This window comes from Brevibacterium atlanticum (genome assembly GCF_011617245.1).
GTDB lineage: Bacteria > Actinomycetota > Actinomycetes > Actinomycetales > Brevibacteriaceae > Brevibacterium > Brevibacterium atlanticum.
On the sequence record NZ_CP050152.1, the window covers coordinates 2,832,635 to 2,854,313 of the forward strand.

Annotated in this window: 17 protein-coding genes; 6 read left to right on the forward strand and 11 right to left on the reverse strand. The window is 65.8% G+C overall.

The genetic code is table 11. The annotated features are described in order from the left end of the window. Positions 1-75: 75 nt before the first annotated feature. The 9 genes from GUY23_RS12665 to GUY23_RS12705 all read right to left on the reverse strand — a co-directional run bounded on the left by GUY23_RS12665 (position 76) and on the right by GUY23_RS12705 (position 11,264). A complete protein-coding gene (locus GUY23_RS12665) occupies positions 76-858 on the reverse strand; it encodes a Type 1 glutamine amidotransferase-like domain-containing protein (RefSeq protein WP_228282289.1) in 783 nt (260 codons plus the stop codon). Next, positions 855-1,934, reverse strand: a complete 1,080-nt coding sequence (locus GUY23_RS12670) for a lipoate--protein ligase family protein (protein WP_166972838.1) — start codon at positions 1,932-1,934, stop codon at positions 855-857. Before GUY23_RS12670 ends, GUY23_RS12665 begins: the two co-directional genes overlap by 4 nt. A 10-nt stretch (positions 1,935-1,944) precedes the next feature. Then, positions 1,945-4,197, reverse strand: coding sequence for a prolyl oligopeptidase family serine peptidase (locus GUY23_RS12675; protein WP_228282290.1), 2,253 nt, complete (start codon positions 4,195-4,197; stop codon positions 1,945-1,947). Positions 4,198-4,321: 124 nt separating this feature from the next. Beyond that, the gene (locus GUY23_RS12680) at positions 4,322-4,981 is read right to left on the reverse strand and encodes a GNAT family N-acetyltransferase (RefSeq protein ID WP_228282292.1); all 660 of its coding nucleotides are present in this window, start codon (positions 4,979-4,981) and stop codon (positions 4,322-4,324) included. 68 nt (positions 4,982-5,049) lie between these two features. Then, a complete protein-coding gene (locus GUY23_RS12685; RefSeq protein ID WP_228282293.1) occupies positions 5,050-6,687 on the reverse strand; it encodes an HNH endonuclease signature motif containing protein in 1,638 nt (545 codons plus the stop codon). 180 nt (positions 6,688-6,867) lie between these two features. Beyond that, the gene (locus GUY23_RS12690; RefSeq protein WP_166972842.1) at positions 6,868-8,376 is read right to left on the reverse strand and encodes an MFS transporter; all 1,509 of its coding nucleotides are present in this window, start codon (positions 8,374-8,376) and stop codon (positions 6,868-6,870) included. 246 nt (positions 8,377-8,622) lie between these two features. Then, the gene (locus GUY23_RS12695) at positions 8,623-9,714 is read right to left on the reverse strand and encodes a branched-chain amino acid aminotransferase (protein ID WP_166972844.1); all 1,092 of its coding nucleotides are present in this window, start codon (positions 9,712-9,714) and stop codon (positions 8,623-8,625) included. Positions 9,715-9,934: 220 nt separating this feature from the next. After that, positions 9,935-10,972 (reverse strand): 3-isopropylmalate dehydrogenase, encoded by a 1,038-nt coding sequence (locus GUY23_RS12700; RefSeq protein WP_166972846.1) that lies wholly within the window; start codon positions 10,970-10,972, stop codon positions 9,935-9,937. A gap of 46 nt (positions 10,973-11,018) precedes the next feature. Beyond that, positions 11,019-11,264 carry a hypothetical protein gene (locus GUY23_RS12705; protein ID WP_166972848.1) on the reverse strand — a complete coding sequence of 82 codons (246 nt, stop codon included), beginning with the start codon at positions 11,262-11,264 and terminating at the stop codon, positions 11,019-11,021. Here GUY23_RS12705 and GUY23_RS12710 point away from each other — a divergent pair. Further along, positions 11,264-12,115 carry an HpcH/HpaI aldolase/citrate lyase family protein gene (locus tag GUY23_RS12710; RefSeq protein WP_166972850.1) on the forward strand — a complete coding sequence of 284 codons (852 nt, stop codon included), beginning with the start codon at positions 11,264-11,266 and terminating at the stop codon, positions 12,113-12,115. The genes GUY23_RS12705 and GUY23_RS12710 overlap by 1 nt on opposite strands. Next, positions 12,112-12,876, forward strand: coding sequence for a phosphatase PAP2 family protein (locus GUY23_RS12715; protein ID WP_166972852.1), 765 nt, complete (start codon positions 12,112-12,114; stop codon positions 12,874-12,876). Before GUY23_RS12710 ends, GUY23_RS12715 begins: the two co-directional genes overlap by 4 nt. Positions 12,877-12,919: 43 nt before the next feature. Here the strand turns inward: GUY23_RS12715 and serA are convergent, their stop codons facing one another. Next, on the reverse strand, positions 12,920-14,512 hold the full coding sequence (gene serA, locus GUY23_RS12720; protein ID WP_166972854.1) for a phosphoglycerate dehydrogenase: 1,593 nt from the start codon (positions 14,510-14,512) through the stop codon (positions 12,920-12,922). A gap of 116 nt (positions 14,513-14,628) precedes the next feature. After that, complete coding sequence (locus tag GUY23_RS12725; RefSeq protein WP_166972856.1) at positions 14,629-15,921, reverse strand: GNAT family N-acetyltransferase; 1,293 nt, start codon at positions 15,919-15,921, stop codon at positions 14,629-14,631. Between the two features lie 196 nt (positions 15,922-16,117). On the opposite strand from GUY23_RS12725, the gene GUY23_RS12730 reads away from it, so the two are divergent. The 4 genes from GUY23_RS12730 to GUY23_RS12745 all read left to right on the forward strand — a co-directional run bounded on the left by GUY23_RS12730 (position 16,118) and on the right by GUY23_RS12745 (position 21,575). Beyond that, complete coding sequence (locus GUY23_RS12730) at positions 16,118-17,077, forward strand: ABC transporter permease (protein ID WP_208085345.1); 960 nt, start codon at positions 16,118-16,120, stop codon at positions 17,075-17,077. Continuing rightward, complete coding sequence (locus GUY23_RS12735; RefSeq protein ID WP_228282294.1) at positions 17,074-18,072, forward strand: ABC transporter permease; 999 nt, start codon at positions 17,074-17,076, stop codon at positions 18,070-18,072. Before GUY23_RS12730 ends, GUY23_RS12735 begins: the two co-directional genes overlap by 4 nt. A gap of 71 nt (positions 18,073-18,143) precedes the next feature. Continuing rightward, positions 18,144-19,814 (forward strand): ABC transporter substrate-binding protein, encoded by a 1,671-nt coding sequence (locus GUY23_RS12740; RefSeq protein WP_166972858.1) that lies wholly within the window; start codon positions 18,144-18,146, stop codon positions 19,812-19,814. Between the two features lie 6 nt (positions 19,815-19,820). Further along, positions 19,821-21,575 carry a dipeptide ABC transporter ATP-binding protein gene (locus GUY23_RS12745; protein WP_166972860.1) on the forward strand — a complete coding sequence of 585 codons (1,755 nt, stop codon included), beginning with the start codon at positions 19,821-19,823 and terminating at the stop codon, positions 21,573-21,575. The last annotated feature ends 104 nt before the right edge of the window (positions 21,576-21,679 follow it).

Below are 21,679 nucleotides of genomic sequence, written 5' to 3' on the forward strand. Positions count from 1 at the left end.
TTCTCCTCGTGAAGGGGACGTGATTGGTTCCCAATCCTACAGACCGTCTGGGCTCTGGAGGATCAGGTGTCCGCCTCAGTTTCTCTCTCGTGCGATCCGGCCCGTCATCGGCGCGGACTGAGATCCGTCGTCGTCGACGAGGTAGGCGGCGGCGCCCTCGGATTCCACCATCACCGAGGTGGCCTCGCCGTCGACCCAGACGACCGCGGCATGGTCATCGATGGCGATCCCGGGGCCGGGCAGACTCCCATCGGCGATCCAGCCGAGGAACGACTCCTCCCGGCCGGGTTCGCCGCGGAAGTGCGGGCAGACACTCCCTCGCAGGAATCCGAGCCCGTCGTCCAGCGGGGCGAGCGGACCGAAGGAGTCTGTCGATGAGGCCTCGAACCAGCAATTGGCTCCCGCACTGATGCCCGCGAGGATCGTCCCACCGGCCGCAGCTTCGCGCATGATCTCGTCGACTCCGTGCCGACGCCACAGGGCCAGCAGATTCGCCGTCGATCCGCCGCCGACGTAGACGAGGTCCATGCCCTCGAGCATCGCCGGGTCCTGGTACTCCCAGGGGCTATGTCCGAACAGAGAGAGCACATGGGTCTGTGCCCGTCCGGCGAACGCAGCTTCGAAGCGTGCGATGTAGTCGCGGCTGTCGCCGGAGGCGGTGGGGACGAAGCACACGTGTGGGAGGTCGGAACTGCTCCCCCGCCTCGGCGGCACCTGTGAGCGACTCTGCGCCTGTCGGCGGTCCTGTGCCATCTGGAGCAGAGCGTCGTCGATGGCTGAATCCCCGTTCTCCGACATCGAGAACCCGCCCCCGCCGAGGGCGACGATCGTTCCGCGGAAGTCAGCGTTCGCTGTCACGGGACGCGGTGCGTCCATTTCTCGGTGGCGAACTTCTCGTCGACGAGTTCCTGGGCCCGGTCGAGTTCCGCCTGGGTGTAGGTGCCGAAGCTGGCACCGTACCGGCTGGCGAAGGTGTCGGCCATGACGTCGATGATGTCCTTGCGGGCCTCACCGGTCTGGCTGCGCAGCGGGTCGACGCGTTTCTTCGCGCTCGCCACGCCCTTGTCGGAGATCTTCGCTTCGCCGATGCGCAGGACTTCGACCATCTTGTCGGCATCGATGTCGTAGCTCATCGTCGCGTGGTGCAGCAGTGTGCCGTCGCGCAGCCGCTTCTGCGCGGCACCGCCGATCTTGCCGCCGGTCGAGGAGATGTCGTTGATCGGTTTGTAGAAGGCTTCGACACCAAGGGTCTTCAACGCCGCGAGCACCCACTGGTCGAGGAAGACGTAGGACTCTTCGTAGTCGAGACCGGCGACGAGCGAGGGCGGGACGAACATCGAGTAGGTGATGCAGTTGCCGCCCTCCATGAACATGGCCCCTCCCCCGGAGATGCGGCGGACGACCTGCACGTCGTACTTCTCCACGCCCTCGGGCCGCAGTTCGTTGACGTAGGACTGGAAGGCGCCGATGACGGTGGCGGTGTCCTCCCATTCCCAGAAGCGCAGGGTCGGCTGACGGCGGCCGGCGGCGACTTCTTCGAGCAGCACCTGGTCGAGGGCGACGTTGAGCTGGGTGGGCAGCACCTCACCGCGGATGACCTGCCAGTCGAAGTCGGTGAAGTTCGCGGCCGAACCGAGGGCCCGCCGGACGACGGTGGCGATGTCGGCGGTGGAGAACCCATGCATCGCCAGTTCGGAGCCGTAACTTGCCAGGGCATCATCGAGACGGCGGCGCAGAGCGGCATTGTCGGCGGTGACTCTGGCGCCGACGAGTGCCGGGGCGAGGTCGAAATAGGCTTCCTCGGGTTCGAGGAAGAAATCACCCGAGATCTTCACGTCGGTGATCGTCCGACCGTCAGTGGTGACATCGGCGACGACGAGTTTGCCGCCGATGACCTTGTACTCGCCGTGGAATTCCTGCGTCTCGTTCGTCATGTCTCCCAACCTACTCTCCTGTCAGCGCGTTCCACAGAAAGCGGTAGCTCAGCGCTCGGGTGAACGCGGTCTGCTCGTTGTCCGAGGCGGCCGAGTGCCCTCCTTCGGTGTCTTCGAAGAACCACACGTTCTCAATCCCCTGCGCCTGCATTCGGGCGGCCATCTTCCTGGCCTGGACAGGTCCGACCCTGTCGTCCGAGGTCGCCGTCCAGAACAGCACCGGCGGGTAGTTCCGGTCGTCTTCGATGAGGTGGTAGGGCGAGAAACGACGGATGAATTCCCAATCCTCGGCGACGTCGGGGTCGCCGTATTCGGCCTTCCACGAGTAGCCGGCGCTGAGCTTCGTGTACCGGCGCATGTCGAGCAGCGGGACACCGCAGGAGACAGCGCCGAAGAGTTCGGGGTACTGGGTGAGCATATTTCCGACCAGCAGGCCGCCGTTCGAGCCGCCCGCGCAGGCGAGCTTCTTCGGGCTCGTCACACCGCGGTCGATGAGGTCGTGGGCGACAGCAGAGTAGTCCTCGTAGCAGCGCATCCGGTTCTCCCGCATCGCCGAGGTGTGCCATTCCGGGCCGTATTCGCCGCCGCCTCGGATGTTCGCCAGGACGTAGACGCCAGGACGGCTCAGCCAGCCGATGCCGACGACGGGTGAGTATCCGGGGGTGCGGCTGACCTCGAAACCTCCGTAGCCGTCGAGGAGGGTGGGGTTGTTTCCGTCGAGTTCGAGGTCCTCGGACCCGATCTGGAAGTACGGGATCTTCGTTCCGTCGGCGCTGGTGGCGAAGTGCTGTTCGACGTGGAGCCCTTCGGCGGAGAAGAGAGCGGGCGCGGATTTGATTACCTCGGGCTCGACTGTCATTGGCCTGGCTCCCAAGGATTTGGCCGACTCGGACTCGGCTGCTTCGGCGGTGCGAGTGTCTCCGGAATCGGTACCTCGGGTTCGGGTTCCAGCACCGAGGGTTCCATACGACAAGGTCGAGGGAGTGAGGAACCCGGTGCTGACCATCCAATAGTCGTTGGCCGTGTCGGGGTCGAATTTGTCGACTGCGCCGAGTCCGACCATATGGTTGGCGGGCACTCCGGGCAGTGTCGACGCGGAGAAGTCGTTGCGCAGGTCGAGGACGGTGAGCCTCGACTGGACGTCGGCGAGCAGTTCGAGAACGAGGTAGTCACGGGTGAAGGTGAAGGACTGCAGGGAGGTGTGGGCATCGGGGGCGAAGATCACCCGCGGGGCGATCCGGCCGGCCTTGACCTCGGCGATGTCGGCGACGGCGAGACCTCCGGCAGGAACCTCGGCGGTGGTGGCGGTCCAGGTCGACTGGGGGCGGAAGAGTACGAGGTCGCGTTCGAAACCGACTTCGACGTCGGTGGGGACGTCGACCGTGGTGAGCGCGTTCGACCATGCTTGGGGATCCGCCGGCAGCGAGCCGTCGGCCGCCCTGATGTCGTCGAGGTCGACGAAACTCAACCGGGAGTTGAAGAAGTCGAGGGCGTCGATGATGACGGCGCGGTCTGTGGTCTCTTCGCCGGGCCGCACATCGCTGCCGACGAAGATGGCGACGTGGTCGCGGGGAACCTCGGCGACGATCGGCGCCTCGGCGATGTCCTGTCCGCGCCGCAGCACGCGGGCTTGGCGTGGATAGGAGGAGGTGGTCAACGAGTCGTCGTCGGTCTCCGTCGCCACGAGGACAGTGTCATCGTCGAGCCAGGCCAGTCGGGTCTTCGCGGCGGGAATGTCGAAACCGCCGTCGACGAATCCTTTGTCGACGAGGTCGAATTCGCGGACGCGGCGTGAGTCTCCTCCGTCGGGTGAGAGGAGGACGAGGGCGCGGCGGTTGTCGCTGCGGCGGACCATGGCGCCGGCCCAGACCCAGGCGGTGTCCTCGCGGGCGGCGAGTTCGTCGATGTCGAGGAGGATCTCCCATTCTGGGGTATCTGTGCGGTAGCTGTCCCAGGTGGTGCGTCGCCACAGTCCCTTGGGATTGGTCTTGTCGCGCCAGAAGTTGAAGAATTGGTCCCCGCGTTTGGTGACCATCGGGATCCGGTCGTCGGAGTCGAGCGCGGTGCGCAGGTCGCCGGCAATGGAGTCGAAGAGGTCGTCGTGGAAACGAGCGAGCGTCTTCTGGTTCTGGTCCTTGACCCAGGCGAGCTGGTCGTCACCGTGGATGTCTTCGAGCCAGAGGTTCTCGTCGTCGGGCATCTCGGCTTCGGTCGGTTCAGTGCTCGTCATCGGGCCTGTCGATGTGGGGTCGTCATCACGCATGATGCCCATCCTAGTGATCGGACAGCTCAGTGATCTGTGTGGTCATGAATACAGTGCTGCCGAGGGCTGCAACATTTCACCGGGCGGCGGTCGAATTCGCCGACGGACTATCGTCAGCGGCACGTCACCTGGCCGAGCGATGCATCACGAGGCCGGGACGTCCGTTCGGAGCCTTGGGACCATGGCCGAGCTCCATGAAGCCGAGGCTCGTGTAGAGGCGGCGGGCGGGGCTGTCGATATCATCGGTCTGCAGCCAGCAGTCGTAGCCGTCGACTTCTTGCAGCCAGACTTCGAGCGTGCGCCGCCCGATTCCGCGGTCGCGGAGGTTCGGATCTCGGGCGAGGAGGTTGAGCGCGAACGTCGCTTCGAGGTCGAGGGAGTTCTCGCCGAGGCTGCTCTGCAGTTCGAACGCCCACGGATACTTCTGTTCTTCCCATTTCCAGTAGTGGCCGTAGGCGAAGGACGTCAGTCGGCCGTCGGTTCGAGTTCTGGTCAGGGCCATCAGCACCTGACCGTTGCGAACGGAGACATCGTAGACATCGGCGAAGAGCGCCGCGTATTCGGGATCTTCATTCAGGGGCGGTTCGGCGGCTGCTGCACGGTAGAGCTCTTCCACTTCGCCGCGCGGCGGGAGGACTCCCGACACGTCGGGGCCCGAGGGAACCGCATCCCAGTACGGTCCGAGGCCGGTGGGGAGCCCCCAGACAACGTCGACTGAGACAACGTCGACCGGGGACGTGGAGTCCAGATCTTCCGCCGGGGAGGGCCCGTTCGCCTCGCTCATGGCCATCACCCTAGCTGAGATGGGAGACGAGCAGTTGAACTTTCGGTGTCCACCGTCTGCCGCCCGTCTCACCGGAATCCGAGGTGCTTGCGGATTCCGGTGAGGAGCGACTCCTCGAGCGGACTCAGTGGTTCGTAGTCGGCGTCGTAGACGTCGACATTGACGGTGGTTCCGCCGACTCGCAGCGGTGGCGGCTGCTCGGCCCTGCGAATGTACCGCCAGGGAATGTGCACCTGCCACGTCGGGTCGCCGGTCTCTTCGTCTGCGGCCTCGACGGCCGGTGATGTCACGCCGGATTCAGCGGTCGGAGGAGCCCCCTCGACCTCGTCCGTCGGTGTCGTCGTCTCCCCGACCGTTGCGGTCGGTGGTGGTGTTCCAGCCTCAGCGGCTGGCGGGTCGGTCGATGGTGGGTCAGAACCGACCGCCAGGTTCAGCGGACTGGTTCCCGCCGAGTCCGGCGGACCAGTTCCCGCCGGAACCCCCGGCGGCGCGGTCGACCCTTCGACGATCTCACCATGGACCCAACCCGGATCAGGCTCACTGATCGGTCTCGTGCGCGAACGGTAACGGTGACCCGTAGGCGTGACCACCTCAAGCCCATCCGGGGTCGCATTGTGGCGCCACCCCGCAAGTTCCTTCACATAATTGCAGGCCGCACACAAACCGGACGAATTCTCCCAATCGGTGTCTCCACCGTCGGCGAAGGACACCACGTGATCAGCCTGCTTGATCGCAGCCTCACACCACGGCGAACGACACACATCATCACGCATAACAACCATGCGCCGAAGCAGACCAGCGAACTCCCTGCGGCGTGAGTCCATGCGCACAAGCTGTCCATCCTCCGGCCGGGTATAGAGACGACGCAGGAACACCGCGGCATCGTTCTCAGCCACGAAGTCACGCGCCGCCTTGGCCGGAATCGGACCGACCCCGGGGAACCATGCTGGCTCCTCCCCCGGTCCGAACAGGCTGCTGGCCTGCATGATGAGGTGAACCTCCGTCGGCACAGCCGCAGCCGACTCCTGCCCGGTCAGGCGCTCAACCAGCAGGTCGGCAGCAATCTGGCCCTGCGACCGCCCGTCGGCGTCGCCGGTGGCGATGACGGTTTGTGCCGACTTCTTCAGGTTCGCAAAGGCAGCAACCGCCTCCGGCATCGGCAGCAACGCAGTCAGATAAGCCATGTTGCCCGGAGCAGGACGCACACTCACCGACCGCTCCTGAACACACCGCTCCAAATGCTCAACCGCGGCCCGCTGATCGAGCTTCTGCGCCAACGCCCGCACCTCGTTCCCCAGACGCCTCACACCCACCACAGGCAGGCGCTCAGCCATACGCTCATCGAGCTCCTGCTTCTTCTCCCGCGGCAACCAGTCAGACTCCTTGGCCACCACCCGCGCCTTCTCCTCGGAGATGACGCCACCCTTCATCGCCTGATACGTCTTCGGCAGATCCATCAGCAGGGTACGGGAGAACTTCAACAGGGCAGCACCCCGCGAACGCGAGACCTTCCTCGCCAAAGCCACCTCAGCACCAACACCGCGACCCTGCTTCCTACTGACCACACCATCCTCGGCTTCGCGATTGCGGCGAAGCATATCGAAAGTCAGAGTCTCACGCGCCTGCGCCGCAGCACTCGCCGAGTTCAGTTCCTCAAGCGCAGTGATACGGTCGATGGCCTCTTCCTCAGTCGTCGCCGGCGGCAATTCGGACAGGCTACGACACCACCGATGAATCTCGGTGACAACGTCCGGAACCTGCTCTGCTTCCATACCCACCACACTAGAGGTCGCCACTGACACGAGATTTCGAGCCAGCATACCCCCAGGTCAGAGCCTAATCATGACGTCAGAACTGAATCGTGAATTCAGGGCGTAATCGTGACCTCAGCTCAGCTCTTCGCCGGTCGTCTCTCTGGCGAGCACTCCCATGAGCACCACTGCGACGACGACCAGCACTCCCGTGAGAACGAAAGTCAGCGTGAGCCCGAGCACGGGCCACATGAACGTACCGAAGACGATCGGAGCGATTCCCGTCGCCAGTCGCGATGCCGCCGAAGCCCAACCGAAGCCGGACCCGCGCAGCCGGGTCGGGTAGAGCTCGGAGACATAGGTGTAGAGCGTCGGGATCGCGATCTGGATGACGAAGCCGAAACCGATGATCGCGGCCTTCGCCGACCACGTCAGTTCGGTGCCGGAGGCTTCGATGAATACGGCGGATCCGACGAGGAGGATCGCAGCCAGAATCGACGAGACCCCGAGAACCCACTTGCGTCCGAATCGTTCGACGATGAGCGCAGAGACGATCACACCGAGGATGCCCACCCCGGTCATCGACCCGGTGACGAGGAATGCCGCCTGATCGGCCAGCCCCTGCTTCTTGAGGATCCCCGGCAGCCATGTCAGTGCCGCGTAGTAGACAAGGAGGACGGAGACGAAGAGCGACCAGGCGACGAGCGTCGTCTTCGCGGAGTGCTGCCACAGCTGCACCAGCTGGCCGGTGGCCGCACGCAGCTGGCCGCTGACCTTCGGCCCCGCGGCTGTGTTCGGCGTGGTCAGCGATGGTGGGTGCCCCGCGTCCGAGGTCGCAGCGCGCTGCTCAGCGACGGATTCCGACAACGTCTGCCCGGCCCCCGCCTTCCCAGCCGTATCCTGCCCTTCTCCCGAGCCGCCGACCGGTTCGTGGGTCCATTCGGTGACCTGTGCGCCGGTGCGCTCGACCAGCCGTTCGATGATGGCGTCGGCTTCGGCATACCGGCCGACCGAAGCGAGGTAGAGAGGTGATTCCGGAATTCCAAACCGCACGGCCACCGTCAGCAGCGCGGGCACGATCATGACGAGCATGATCAGTCGCCAATCCCCGACTCCCAGCAGGTAGGCCGAGACGAAGGCGCACAAGGACGCTCCGATCGGCCACCATCCGTCCATGGCAGTAAGGACGCGCCCGCGGTGGCGGCTGGGAGTGAACTCGCCGACCAGCGCGTAGTCGACGGGGATGCATCCGCCGAGTCCGAATCCGGCGAGGAACCGGAAGAGGATGAACCACCCGAAGGCAGGTGCGAAGGCTCCGGCGACCGTGAAGACCGAGAATACGAGGAGCGTGAGAGTGAAGGCCTTCTTCCGACCGATGACATCGGCGATGCCGCCCCAGATGAAGGCACCCAGCGCCATCCCGATGAGGTTCGCCGTGGCGATCCACGCGGCCTGTCCGACGCTTAAGTCCCAATAGTCGCTGAGCAGCGGGATGAGGAACCCGTTGAGGGCGACGTCCCACGCGTCGAACATGAAACCGAGCCCGCCGATGATGAAGATGGCACCCTGGGTGCGCCACTTCCATGGCAGGTGAGCGATGACTTCAGAGGCTGTCGGAACCGACGCCGAGGTGGTGGTGTGCACGAGGACACAGTACCCCAATTAACGCATTGTTGAGTAAAACTACTGCGAGGTGGAATTCGACTTACTTCGTCCACCGCACAAGCCACCGCCGTTGAATACGGTTCGGCCCAGTCTGCGTTGGATAGCTCGCTTCAGAAACCGAGCTATCCGACGCAGACTGGGCCGTCGTAGCAGACTGGGCCGTCGTAGCAGACTACGCCGTCACAGCAGGCCGGTCCGCTTCCAACCGAAGCCAGTGCCAGACCCTCAGGCCAGGCGCACCAGCCAGTTGTTCGTGTCCTCGGCGCGACCGTACTGGATGTCGAGCAGCGTCTTGCGCAGCTCCATCGTCTTCTCGCCTGCGATCTCACCCTGGTCGATGGTGAAGTCATCGGACACGAGCTTGCTGATCGGCGTGATCACCGCAGCGGTGCCGCAGGCGAAGGCCTCGACGATCTCGCCGCTGGCGGCTCCCTCGCGCCACTCCTCGACGGAGATCCGGCGTTCCTCGGGCTCGAGTCCCAGCTGCGGAGCCAGGTCGAGAAGCGACCGGCGGGTCACCCCGTCGAGGATCGAATCGCTCAGCGCCGGGGTGAGCAGCTTGCCGTCCTTGGTCACGAGCATGAGGTTCATGCCGCCGAGCTCGTCGATGTACTTGTTCTCTTCGGAATCGGTGAAGAGCACCTGCTGACAGCCCTTGGCGACCGCCTCGTTGGTCGGCACCAGCGACGACGCGTAGTTGCCGCCGCACTTGGCGAAGCCGGTGCCGCCGGCGCCGGCGCGCTTGAGCTTCGGCGACAGCCAGATCGACAGCGGCTTGATGCCGCCGGAGAAGTACGGCCCGGCAGGCGATGCGATGACGTAGTAGTCCACCTCGTGGCTGGCCCGCACGCCGAGGAACCGCTCCGTGGCGATCATGAACGGACGCAGGTACAGGCTCGACTCATCGGCTGCCGACTCCGGCGTCGGAACCCAGGCCTGGTCGAGAGAGACCAGCGCCTTGAGCGATTCGATGAAGTCCTCTTCGCTCACCTGCGGCAGCGCGAGGCGTTCGGCGGACTTGTTGATCCGCGCGGCGTTGCGCTCGGGGCGGAAGGTCCAGACCGATCCGTCGGCGTGACGGTAGGCCTTGAGGCCCTCGAAGATCTCCTGGGCATAGTGGAAGACCGCAGCGGCCGGGTCGAGGACCAGCGGCCCGTAGGGCTTGACCTCGTGTGCCTGCCAGCCGTCATCGATCGTGTATCGGATGTGCGCCATGTGATCGGTGAAATACTGGCCGAAGCCGGGATCCTTCTTGATGTTCTCTCGCACCAGCTCGGGTTGCGGCTGGAGATTCTTAAGAACTCTAAATTCAGTCATCGGAACTCTCTTCTCATGTGTGATGAGTGACACTGTCAGGGTAGTCCATCACCCCGGCGCGCGTCGCACCGGGGCGATGTCCCCATCGACCCTGCAGTCGGGGGCTTTCTGCGTTCGGATCCGAGCCTCGCCGAGGCGGCTCAGCCGTGAGTTCGTCCGCTCGCCGAGGCGGCCGGATCGTCCACGTCCACGTCAACGAGCGTGGCGAGGATCCGCGGCCTCAGCCGAGGCGTGCAGCGATCGCGTCGCCCACCTCCGCGGTGGAGCGCTTGGTTCCGTCGCGCTCGGCCAGGTCGGCTTCGACGGCGTCCTCGATGGCCTTCGCCACGACCTCGAGACCGAGGTGGGAGGCCATGAGCGCTCCCGAGAGGATCGACGCCGTCGGGTCGGCGATCTGCTTCCCGGCGATGTCCGGGGCCGATCCGTGGATCGGCTCGAACAGACTCGGTGCCGTGCCTTCGACATTGAGATTGCCCGAGGCGGCCAGACCGATTCCGCCGGTCACCGCAGCGGCGAGGTCGGTGAGGATGTCGCCGAAGAGGTTGTCGGTGACGATGACGTCGTACCGTTCCGGGTTCGTCACCATGTAGATCGTGCACGCATCGGTGTGCTCGTAGTTGACGGCCACCTCGGGGTATTCCTCGCCGACCTTCTCGACGACGCGACGCCACAGATGTCCGGCATGGACCATGACGTTGTGCTTGTGCACGTAGGTGAGCTTCTTGTTCCGAGCCTGCGCGCGCTCGAAGGCGTCACGCACTGCCCTCTCGACGCCATACCAGGTGTTGACCGAGACCTCGGTGGCGACCTCCTGCGGAGTGTCGGTGCGCACCGATCCGCCCGATCCGGTGTACGAGCCCTCAGTGCCCTCGCGGACGACGACGAAGTCGATCTTCCCAGGATCCGCCAGCGGACTGGTCACGCCGGCGAAGAGCTTCGACGGTCGCAGGTTCACCGCGTGGCCGAGCCCGAAGCGCATCTTGAGGATGACGCCGCGCTCGAGCACGCCCGACGGCACCGACGGATCGCCGCATGCGCCGAAGAAGATGGCGTCGTGCCTGCGCAGCGATTCGAGCTCCTCGTCGGTGAGGGTCTCACCGGTCTCGTGGTAGCGCTGGGCGCCCACGTTGTAGTCGGTGAGTTCGAGTTCGACGGGCTCGCCCGACACCTCGATGGCACGACGGAGGACCTTGAGACCTTCGGGGACGACCTCGTTGCCGATTCCGTCGCCGGGCATGACTGCGATTGAGAACTTCATGGTGACAGAATAGGCCGCCATCTCACCATGCAACTAGGTCGTCCTACTATCCGGACAGCAGCCGGCCGAGCTGGGCAACACCCGAACCCGGGCCACAGATCCGACGCGCGCCCTCACCAGAACCCTCGCCGACCTGCCGGAAATCCCGCTCCACGGTCACCACCATGAACAATTTCACGTCCCAAACCGCGTTGGCGGCTACAAAACTGCCGCGCAAGAGACGAAGATGGAATATAGCACCCCAAACCCCGTGGGGGCCGCCACTGTCCAGCCCCGAGAGAAAGTCGATCATTGACCGAAACCATCCGCAATGCCCGTGCCGCAGCCCTGCCCGCCAAACTCTCCCGGTCATGGCTGCTCGTCAACGCCGCGAAGGAGGAGATCTTCACTCCCGCGCAGACCTCGGAAGCGGATTCGGTGATCTTCGACCTCGAGGCCTCCGTCGCCGATGACAAGAAGCTCGACGCTCGCGACAACGTCGTCCGCGCCCTCGACAACGGCATGTCCGCCTGGGTGCGCATCAACAAGATGGAATCCGAGTTCTGGGACGACGACCTCGCCGCGATCGCCATGCTGCCCGGCCTGCGCGGAGTCATGCTGCCCGAGACCGAACGCCCCGAGCAGGTCTCCTACACCGCCATGCGCGCGAAGGCGGGCCTGCCTGTCATCGCGCTCCTCGAATCCGCGCGTGGTGTGGAGAACGCCACGAAGATCGCCGAGGCGCCCGGAACGTTCCGCCTGGCCTTCGGCACGAATGATTTCCGCAAGGACACCGGGTTCTCCGACGATCCGATGGCTCTGTCCTATGCCCGTTCCCGGCTGACCATCGCCTCCCGCATGGGCGGCCTGCCCGGCCCGATCGACGGCCCCTCGGCCGCCGATGCCGACGATGACAAGGTCTGGGCCGACGCCGAGGTGACCCACATGATGGGCATGACGGGCAAACTCGTCCTCACCGTCGACCAGGTCAACACCCTCAACGAGGCGATGAGCCCGAGCGAGGACGAACGCGACTGGGCCCGACAGATGCTCGAGGCCGCCGAGGGCGGATCCGAGATCACCGACGGCTCCTACCTGCCGCGTCTGGCGCGTGCGAAGAAGATCGCGTCCCTGGCCGACACCTACGGCCTCTGGAACGCTTGAGTCCGGAGCCGCAGGCCCACCGGGATCACCGGACCCACATCCGCCCGCCCGTATGGGCACTGTGGGCGACGGCCCCGGCGATTCTCCTCGTCCTCGCCTTCGGTCTGTGGCTTCGACTCGACTCCGTCGGCCCGACACCGATCGATGAGGCCTGGCTCCACCTCGTCGGGCTCGTCCCCGATACCGTGCCGTACTGGGCCGCGGTCACCTTCGCCGAGGTGGGCGGAGGCGTCGGAGCGATCATCTGCACCGGCCTGCTCGCTGCCGCCTTCGTCATCCTCCGTCGCTTCCGCGCGGCCGTGTATCTGGTCACGACGATGGCCCTCGGCATCGCACTCTCCGAGGGCATCAAGGCACTCGTCACCCGCATCCGGCCGACCGAACAGCTCTACGACTCGCTCGGCTGGTCCTATCCTTCGGGACACTCGATGGGGGCGGCGGCCCTGGCGACGGCACTCGCAATCATCGCCACGAGGTCTGCCCTGCAGCAACGCGCCCTACGTGGCCCGGACGCTCGGCCCGATTCGGCGGCCTTGGCCACCCCTGACGCCCAGCACCGGCTGCGGCTCGGTTTCCATTGGTCCCAGCTGCTCGCGCTCACATGGATGCTCACGATGATGTGGTCGCGTACCGCTCTGCAGGTCCATTGGCTCACCGACACCATTGCCGGGATGCTCATCGGCATCAGTGCCGCGATCCTCGCCGATGAACTGTGGACCCTGGTGACGAAAAGGGCCCGCTCACCCCTCCTCGAGAAGTGAACAGGCCCTGATCGGTTCTGCGCGTCGGCGCTGCGCCTGAAGCTCAGTCCTCCTGCAGCGAGACGCCGGTGAACGCCGAGGCGTTCACTGCGCCGGCGACGGCCTTGACGACCTCGTCGGAGACGACGGAGTCCACGGCGAGCACGGACAGCGCCTCATTGCTCGTCGAAGCCGGCGAGACCTGCATGCCGGCGATGTTGACGTCGTTGGTGCCCAGCGCCAGGCCCAGCTGACCGATGATGCCGGGACGGTCCTCATAGCGGAAGATGAGCAGGTTGTCGGTCAGCTCGATCTCGAGCGAGTAGCCGTCGACCTCGGTGAGCTTCTGCACGAGCTTCGGCCCGGTCACGGTGCCCGCCACGGAGATCCGCTGTCCGGTGCTCGTCGTCGCCGTCAGGCGGGTGATGTTGCGGAAGGATTCGCAGTACGGGTCGGTGACGAGCTCCACGCCGATGCCGCGCTCTTCGGCCAGCAGGGGTGCGTTGACGTAGGAGACCTGGTCGGACACGACGTCCTTGAACAGGCCCTTGAGCGCCGAGAGTTTGAGGACGGAGACATCCTTATCGGCGATCTCGCCGTTGACCTCGACCTTGAAGTGCGTGACCGAGGAGTCGGCCAGCGCGTTGACGACGCGGCCGAGGCGTTCGGCCAGCGGGATGCCCGGGCGCACGTCCTCGTGGATGGCGCCACCGGCGACGTTGACCGCGTCGGGGACGAGTTCCCCGGCCAGAGCCTTGCGCACGGACTTCGCCACGGCCACTCCGGCTTTCTCCTGCGCCTCATGCGTCGAGGCACCCAGGTGCGGGGTGACGTTGACGGCGTCGAGGTCCATGAGCGCCGAGTGCTCCGGGGGTTCGACGTTCCACACGTCGATGCCGGCTCCGCCGACCTCACCGGACGCGACCGCCTCGGCGAGGGCCTCTTCGTCAATGATGCCGCCGCGGGCGACGTTGATGAACCGGGCACCGGGCTTCGCGGCCTTGAACTGCTCGGTGCTGATCATGCCGATCGTCTCGGGCGTCTTGGGCATGTGCACGGTGACGAAGTCGGACACGGCGAGCAGTCCGGGCAGGTCGAGGACCTCGACGCCCATCTGGGCTGCGCGGGCCTGCGTGATGTAGGGGTCGTAGCCGACCAGGCGCATGCCGAAGGCCTTCGCCCTCTCGGCCACGAGGCCGCCGATGCGTCCGAGGCCGACGATGCCCAGCGTCTTTTCGTAGAGTTCGACGCCGGTGTACTTCTTCCGGTTCCACTCCCCCGCCTTGAGCGAGGTGTTGCCGGCGCCGAAGTAGCGTGCGGATCCCAGGATGTGGGCCATGGTCAGCTCGGCCGCGGAGATGATGTTCGACGTCGGTGCGTTGACGACCATGACACCCGCCGAGGTGGCTGCGGGGACGTCGACATTGTCGAGTCCCACGCCGGCGCGGGCGATGACCTTGAGGTTCTTCGCGGCACCGATGGCCTCCGCGTCGACCTGCGTGGCCGAGCGGACGAGGATCGCGTCGGCATCGGCGATGGCGGGCAGGAGCTGGGATCGGTCAGCGCCGTTGGTGTGGCGGACCTCGAAGTCTCCTCCGAGAGCTTCGATGGTGGCCGGTGACAGTTCTTCGGCGATGAGCACGACGGGCTTGGGCACTGATTTCCTCCTGTTGCGTCCGGGACGTGTCCATCTTATGAGACTTTGTGAAGGCTTTCACAAGGTCTCAGATTCTGGGAAGACTGCTCAACAGAGCGCCGGACGACCCTCCCCGCTCAGAACCCGTTCGGCGAATACGGTGCCCGGCCGAGGCTGAACATCGCGCTCGCGAGCACGGCTGCCCCGGGTGTCTGCTCGTCGATGCGTCCGGCGCGGGCGAGGATGACGGGATCGGCGCCGCCGAAGTACAGCGATCCGAGCTCGGCGATGCCCAGCCCCAGATCTGCCGGCGTCGATTCGGACGCGGGAGTCACCTCGGCGCTCTCACCGTCCGAGGCGATCGTGAACCGACCCCCGGCGAGGTCGAGGGAATCGTCGACGTCGATCGTCAGGGTGCCGGGCACGTACCAGGGCCGGGCCTCGAGGGCGGCCTTGACGTCGAGGATGCGGATCCAGATGTTGTCCTCGGTGGCCACGGTCTTCACGCGCCTCGAATCGGTGAGCAGCCACGGCAGCGGCGAGTATTCGGCGGATTCGCCGAAGGTCACCCGGGTGGACAGGTCGATGGCGGCGAGGAACGACCACAGGGAGGCATACGCGGCATCGGTGACGGCGACGAAGTCGATGATGTCCACGGTCGGCGGGGTCTTCGACCATCCGGCGAACTTGTAGGACACATAACCGTCGGGCTCACCCTGCTCGTCGAAGTGCAGGGCGGCACGCACACCCCGGTCCTCCTCACCGGTCTCGGTGTTGAGCGCCCCGGTGGCGCGTTCGATGTAGGTCTGCTGGCGCTGCATCGCTCCCGGCGAGGTGCGCATGAACCGGTCATAGATCTCCGGCGCCAGCTCTCGCAGTTCACTGGGCAGGCACATCTCGACGCGCCGGTCGGGTTCGCGGACCATCTTGAATCCCGGCGAGGTGTCGACCTCGATCGAATGCGACCATGTGGCCACTCCGAAGCCGAACCGCGAATAGATCCCGCCCTCGGTGGCGGTGAGTGCGGCGAACGGGTAGCCGTTCGCCTTCGCCTCGGCGAGGTCCGTGGTCATCATCGACCGCAGCAGACCACGCCGGCGATGCGTCGGGCGCACCGTGATCCAGGTGATGAGGTGCCCGGGCACGAGCCGTCCCCCGCCGACGTTGACGAGCTTCTCGAACCATGCGAACGTCGCCACCGGGATCGAGGAGTCGAGCCCGTGCTCGTACTCCTGATCCGCGTAGACGGCCGTGAGGTTGCGGCCATCGGCGATCGCCCGCTCGACACGATTCTTCAGCGCCTTGTCGGTCGACCGGGCGTCGTGGAAGCCCACGCTCGTCGAGGCGAAATACCCCTTCGTGCGCTCGTCCGGTTCTCCCGTGGACTCGTCGATGGTGGGCTTGAAGTCTTCGAATCTGTAATTCGTCACACATCCACAGTAGTCCAGATCACTTCGCGCGCCCATCCGCTGCTGCTCCTTCGTCACTGCGGCCGCACCACTGTCTGCCGCGTCACAGAGGCCCTCCAAACTTTGCCCAGGCGTCAATCAGGCGCATAATTGTTGAGCAGTTCGGCGATCCCGAACGCCGACAACCCATCCGCGACCACGAATCGAAGGATCCGCCGTGCCTGAAGACCCACCAGAGCCGAGCCATCGCTCGGACACCGTCTGGTCCCGGCTGCGACGTTCCCGGCCGGCGATGATCGGGCTCGGGCTCGTCGTCCTCTTCGTCGCTCTCGCCGTCCTCGCCCCGGTCTTCTCCGCGATCACCGGCAACAGCCCGTATGCCTACAATCCGGATCTGCTCGGTCCCGACACATCACCGGCGGGCCACCTCGGCGGCGTCAGCCCGCAGCACTGGTTCGGTGTCGAACCCCGCACCGGGCGCGACCTGTTCGCCATCGTGTCCTACGGCGCCCAGGTGTCACTGCTCATCGGATTGGCCGCGACCGTCGTCTCCGTCGCCGTCGGCGTGGCAGTGGGACTCATCGCCGGCTTCTACGGCGGCATCGCCGACCGCCTGCTCTCGCGGCTGACCGACATCATCTTCGGCTTCCCCTTCCTCATCTTCGCCATCGCCCTGTCCGCCACGGTTCCCGCGAGCTTCCCCCGCCCTCTGCTGCTCATCCTCGTCATCGGGCTCTTCGGCTGGCCGTCCATCGCCCGCGTCATCCGCAGCGAGACCCTGTCCCTGCGCGAACGCGGATTCGTCCGCGCCGCGGCCGCCCAGGGCACGGGCAGCAGACGCATCATCGTCCGCGAGATCGCCCCGAACATCCTCGCCACCGTCATCGTGTTCACGACGGTGTCGATTCCGGGCAAGATCGGCGCCGAGGCGGCCCTGTCCTTCCTCGGGGTCGGCGTCAATCCGCCCACCCCGTCCTGGGGACGGTCGATCTCCGATGCGATCAGCTGGGTCCAGGTCGACCCCATGTATCTCATATTCCCGGGCATGGCACTGTTCCTCGTCACGCTCGGATTCAACATGTTCGGAGACGGACTGCGCGATGCCCTCGACCCAGCGGACCGCGGGAACGAGAACGCCGCGACAGCCGATCCGATGAGCGCAGGAGGCCAGCCGTGATCCGAGCGAAATTCATCGCCTCCCGCACGATCGGGGCGATCCTCGTCCTCCTCATCATCGCGGCCGCATGTTTCGCGATCTTCTACCTCATGCCCTCGAATCCGGCCCAGTACTCGTGCGGTAAGCCGTGCTCTCCGGACAGGCTCGCCGAGGTGGAGTCCTACCTCGGCGTCGATCAGGCCTGGTGGAAGCAGCTCTTCGACTTCCTCGGCGGCATCGTCACCGGTCGCACCTTCGGTTCGGGAGCAGCCGCGATCCACTGCGACGCTCCGTGCTTCGGATACTCGTTCCGGCTGCGCGAATCGGTCACCGACCTCATCGTCTCCCGCCTGCCCATCACCCTGTCTCTGACTCTCGGCGCCGCCGTGCTCTGGGCCGTCGGCGGCATCGCCGCCGGTCTCATCGCCTCACTCAAGCGGGGCACCTTCACCGACAGCGCGGTGATGGGGGCGGCGATCACGGGAATCTCCGCACCGACCTACCTGCTCGGCCTCCTCGGCGTGCTCCTCTTCGGGTTCACCCTCAACGTGGTGCCGATCGGCGGCTACATTCCGCTGACGGAGAACCCGGCGATGTGGGCCTTCCACCTCATCCTGCCGTGGATCGTGCTCGCGATCGCCAACGGAGCGATCTACGCTCGGCTCACCCGCGGGCAGATGCTCGAGGTGCTCGGTCAGGACTACATCCGCACGGCCAGGGCGAAGGGACTGTCCGAGACCGTCGTCATCGGCAAGCACGGGCTGCGCAACCTCGTCGTGCCGTTGACCACGCTGTTCGCCATCGACGTCGGCGGACTCTTGGGCGGGGCCGTGATCACGGAGAAGGTCTTCGCCCTCGGCGGCGTCGGCACTCTGCTGCTCGAGGCCGTCTCCAGCCTCGACATCCAGGTCATCGTCGGGGTCACCCTCTTCGCCGCCGCCATCGTCATCATCGCGAATCTGCTCGCCGATCTCAGCTATTCGCTCCTCGATCCGAGAATCCGGGCAAGCCGATGAGGCCACTCTCCGTCTCCGCCCGCAGTCTCACCCCACCGACCCCTGCCACACCTCAGATGAGAAGGACCACCATGAAGAGATCAGCGCTCGTCGCGGCCAGCCTTGCCCTCGGGCTCGTCCTCACCGGATGCAATGCGAACCCCGAATTGAACGACGATTCCCAGGCCAACACACTCGGTGAGACCCACAAGGGTGGGACGCTGAGCATCTTCAGCGAGGACCCCGACATCGATTTCGATCCGGGCAAGAGCCAGGGACTGGCGATCACCTCGCTCGGGCTCGTCCTCCGCCGTCTGACCACCTGGGACATCCAACCGGGCAAGGAGGCGAAGGTCGTGCCGGATCTCGCCACCGACACGGGCAAGGCCAGCGACGACGGCAAGACGTGGACGTTCACGCTCAGGGACGGGCTGAAGTACGAGAACGGCAAACCGATCACGACCGCCGACATCAAGTACGGTCTCGAACGCTCCTTCTCGACCGAGCTCTCCGGCGGTCTGAGCTACCACAAGTCGGTCCTCGAAGGCGGATCGGACTACAAGGGCCCGTTCACCGGCAAGGACCTCGACTCGATCGAGACCCCGGATGAGAAGACGATCGTCTTCCACCTCAATTCCGCGTTCGGCGACTTCCCGTGGATCGCCTCGATGCCCGCGTTCTCCCCCGTGCCGAAGGACTCCGACGACCCCGGCAAGTACGGTCAGGACCCCGTCGCCTCTGGCCCATACAAGGTCGAGTCGAACAAATCCGGAGCCGAGGCGGTGCTCACCCGCAATGACGAGTGGAACGAGGATACCGACCCGGTGCGCACGGCCGGACCCGACAAGGTCGTGTTCAAGCTCGGGCAGGACGCCTCGGTGACCTCGCAGGCGCTCATCTCCGACTCCGGGGATGCGAAGAACGGCTTCTCGGCCAGCTTCGTGCCCGCCTCGCAGCTGGCACAGGTGCAGAACGATGCGAATGCGAAGTCGCGGCTGGTCACCTCGGGGCCGGGGGCGTTGGCCTACCTCGCGATGAACAACACGTCGAAGGGCCTCGACGACGTCAAGGTCCGGCAGGCGATCAACTATGCCGTCGACAAGAACACGTACCGCATCGCCGGCGGCGGCGAGATCGCCGGCGACTACGCCTCGACGCTCATCACTCCGGGGATCCCCGGACGCCAGGACTACGACCTGTACAAGGCCGATCCGGGCGGCGACGTCGAGAAGGCGAAGTCCCTGCTCAAAGAGTCGGGTGCGAAGCTCGGCACACTCAAGCTGCTGGTGAAGAACGATGCGACTTCAGTGGCCCAGGCCGAGGCGATCCAGGAGGCCCTGGCCCGCGTCGACATCAAGACGACGATCAAATCCGTCGATACGAACACGTATTCGGCCGATGCCACGGCGAACAAGCCCGACTATGACCTCGTGCTCGGGTCCTGGCAGCCGGACTTCCCCTCAGCCAACGGCAATATCCAGCCGCTCTTCGACTCCTCGCAGATCGGCAACGGCAACTTCAACCTCTCGCGGTACGAGAACAAGGACGTCGACGCTCTCATCAAGAAGGCCACCGAGACCGTCGATCCCGCCGAAGCGCAGAAGGTGTGGGCCGAGGCCGACAAGACGATCATGGAGGATGCGCCGATCGTTCCGCTCATCTACACGAAGAACTCGTTCCTGCACGGTTCGAACGTCGAGAACTTCGTCATCGGCGACTTCCCGGCCTACCCCGTGTACTTCAAGGCATCGCTGAAGGGCTGAGCGTCGATGTCAGAGATCGCAGCGGCACTGCGCTACGAGGGACATTCGGTGTCCTTCGGCGCGCGTGAGATCACCCGGGACGTCTCCTTCGACCTCGTCCCGGGATCGGTCCTCGCCCTCGTCGGCGAGTCCGGTTCGGGCAAATCGGTGACCGCGCTGGCCGCTCTCGGCCTCGTGCCGGGAGCAAGCCAGACCGGGTCCGTGGTCCTCCACGGGCAGGCGGGTGCGGGCGGCCAGGCAGGTGGGGCTGAGCCCGGCCAGGCGGATGCGGGCGGAGAGTCGGCTGGGCGGGGCGCTGATGTCGACCTCGTCGGCCTTGACGCAACCGAGCTGCGGCCGATCCGCGGCGAACGCATCGGCGTTGTGTTCCAGGAGCCGATGGGCGCGTTCAATCCGATGTTCCGCGTCGGATCCCAGATCGCCGAGGCGGTCCGTGCCCATGCGAAGGACACCGGGGCCGGGTCAGAGAACAGCGCGTCGACCAGCGATCGCGTCGCCGCTCAGCTGCGCAAGGTCGGCCTGCCCGAACCGGACCGGATCATGCGCGCCTATCCGCACGAGCTCTCCGGCGGACAGCTGCAGCGGGCGATGATCGCGCTGGCGACGATCAACTCCCCGCAGGTCCTCTTCGCCGACGAACCCACGACGGCCCTCGACGTCACGGTGCAGACCGGGATCCTCGACCTGCTGCGCCGACAGGCCGATGAGGGGCAGGCCGTCCTCCTCATCACCCACGATATGGGTGTCGTCGCCGATGTCGCCGACCGGGTGGCCGTGATGAAGGACGGCAGCATCGTCGAAACCGGTGAGGTCGATGCGATCTTCGCTGCGCCGGCCCACCCCTACACGAAGGAGCTGCTGGCCGCGGTGCCGAGGCTCAGTTCGGTCGTCGGGGACTCTGCCGGCGCACGCCCCGCTGCGGCCTCTCCCACTCCGCCCCAATCCGCCACGACCTCTCCGGCAGCCGAGCTGCGCTCGGCGAGCGTCGTCCATCGCACTCCCGGTGGTGAACTCCGCGCCCTCGACGACGTCTCCCTCGTCGTTCCGGCCGAGACGATCATGGGTCTCGTCGGCGAATCCGGTTCGGGAAAGTCGACGATCGCGAATGTCCTCACCGGCGGTCAGGCCCTGGCCTCGGGTGAGGCGTTCGTCGCCGGTGAAGCGGTGACGACGAGGCCGAATCGTCGGCAGCGTCGGCGCCGTGCGAGCATCGGTGTCGTCTTCCAAGATCCGAGGGGTTCGCTCAACCCGCGCCGGTCCGTGGGCACGCAGATCGCCGAACCGCTGCGCGTCCACCGTGACCTCAGTGCGAAGGAGACGACGGCCCGGGTGCGCAGCCTTCTTGACGACGTCCGACTGCCCGCCGACTTCGCGGAACGCTATCCGCACGAGCTCTCGGGCGGGCAACGGCAGCGAGTCGCGATCGCCCGCGCACTGGCACTCGACCCCACCCTCCTCATCGCCGACGAACCGACCTCAGCGCTCGACGTCTCGGTCCAGCAGGGAGTGCTCCGACTGCTGAACGAACTGCACGAAGCACACGAGTTCGCCTGCCTGTTCATCAGCCACGACCTCGCCGTCGTCGAACAGCTCGCCTCCCAGGTCGTCGTCCTCAAGGACGGAGCGATCGTCGAGCAGGGTCCGAGCCGACAGGTGCTCACCGATCCGCAGCAGGCCTACACCCGTGAACTCATCGAGTCCGCACCGATCCCCGACCCGAAGATCCAGGCGGCAAGACGGGCGGCCCGGCTCGCCGCGTAGGGAGGCTGCCTCGGCGAACGATGTCGGTTCCGACGCGAACGAGCCCCGGACACCTTCTGGTGTCCGGGGCTCGTTCTTCCTCACACAGCCTCAGCTGGCGCGCG

Bases quoted from the DNA above. Each gene is read 5' to 3' on its own strand.
- GUY23_RS12670 (WP_166972838.1), bottom strand. From the start codon at position 1,934: ATGACGAACGAGACGCAGGAATTCCACGGCGAGTACAAGGTCATCGGC.
- GUY23_RS12675 (WP_228282290.1), bottom strand. From the start codon at position 4,197: ATGCGTGATGACGACCCCACATCGACAGGCCCGATGACGAGCACTGAA.
- GUY23_RS12680 (WP_228282292.1), bottom strand. From the start codon at position 4,981: ATGAGCGAGGCGAACGGGCCCTCCCCGGCGGAAGATCTGGACTCCACG.
- GUY23_RS12695 (WP_166972844.1), bottom strand. From the start codon at position 9,714: ATGACTGAATTTAGAGTTCTTAAGAATCTCCAGCCGCAACCCGAGCTG.
- GUY23_RS12700 (WP_166972846.1), bottom strand. From the start codon at position 10,972: ATGAAGTTCTCAATCGCAGTCATGCCCGGCGACGGAATCGGCAACGAG.
- GUY23_RS12705 (WP_166972848.1), bottom strand. From the start codon at position 11,264: ATGATCGACTTTCTCTCGGGGCTGGACAGTGGCGGCCCCCACGGGGTT.
- GUY23_RS12740 (WP_166972858.1), top strand. From the start codon at position 18,144: ATGAAGAGATCAGCGCTCGTCGCGGCCAGCCTTGCCCTCGGGCTCGTC.
- GUY23_RS12745 (WP_166972860.1), top strand. From the start codon at position 19,821: ATGTCAGAGATCGCAGCGGCACTGCGCTACGAGGGACATTCGGTGTCC.